Consider the following 1038-nt stretch of genomic DNA (forward strand, 5'->3'; position numbering starts at 1 on the left):
TGTGAGCTTTCAGGAGGTTGTCCATTCGGACCGGACCGAGGAGACTGGAGTTACCAGGCTTCAGCACTCACCGGAGGGTCCGAATGAACATTCACAAGAATGCCCGTCTCACGCCGCTGCGTCGAGAGGAGATGGCGCTGTCGGTGATAGAGGGCGGTTTTTCCAAAGCCCATGCGGCGCGTCTATGGCGTGTCAGCCAAGATCGTGGCGCGCTGGGTCGGGCGCTACAAGGCCGAAGGACGGGCCGGCATGATCGACCGTTCTTCGCGGCCCGCCCATATGCCACAGGCCACCACTGCGTCGATCGCGGAGCGCATCATGGCGCTGCGGCGGCAACGTTGGACCGGCAAGCACATCGCCCATGAGGTCGGCGTCTCGCCCGCTACCGTCAGCCGGGTTCTCAAGCGTGCCGGACTGTCGCGGTTGAGGGATATCGAACCGGCCGAACCGGTGCGCCGCTACGAGCGCGAGAAGCCCGGCGAGATGATCCACATCGACATCAAGAAACTCGGGCGCTTCGAGCGCGTCGGCCACCGCATCACCGGCGATCGCGTCGGCCAGTCCAACAGCCGCGGCGTCGGCTGGGAGTTCGTCCATGTCTGCATCGACGACGCCTCGCGCGTCGCCTTCTCGCAGGTCTTGCCGGACCAGAGGAAGGAGAGCGCTATCGCCTTCCTGAAGGCGGCGGTCGCCTACTACGCCAGCTTGGGCATCGTGGTCGAGCGCGTCATGACCGACAACGGGTCCTGCTACAGGTCGAAGGCCTTCGCCAAGGCCTGCCGCAAGCTTGGCCTCAAGCACATCCGCACCAAACCCTACACGCCCAAGACCAACGGCAAGGCCGAGCGCTTCATCCAGACCGCGCTGCGCGAATGGGCCTATGCCATCGCCTATCCGACTTCAGATCCCCGTTCCGCCGAGCTGCCTGTCTGGCTGCACAGATACAATTGGCATCGCCCACATGGCAGCCTAAAGTCCAAAACACCTATCAGTCGCCTCGCTCTAACCGAGGACAACCTGTTGAGGCTCCACAGCTAG

1 pseudogene is annotated in these 1038 nt (G+C 63.6%); it reads left to right on the forward strand.

The annotated features are described in order from the left end of the window. Nucleotides 1-83 precede the first annotated feature (83 nt). Nucleotides 84-1038, forward strand: a pseudogene (locus tag EN857_RS33220) (IS481 family transposase).

The sequence above is a fragment of the Mesorhizobium sp. M4B.F.Ca.ET.214.01.1.1 genome (assembly GCF_004791545.1).
GTDB lineage: Bacteria > Pseudomonadota > Alphaproteobacteria > Rhizobiales > Rhizobiaceae > Mesorhizobium > Mesorhizobium abyssinicae.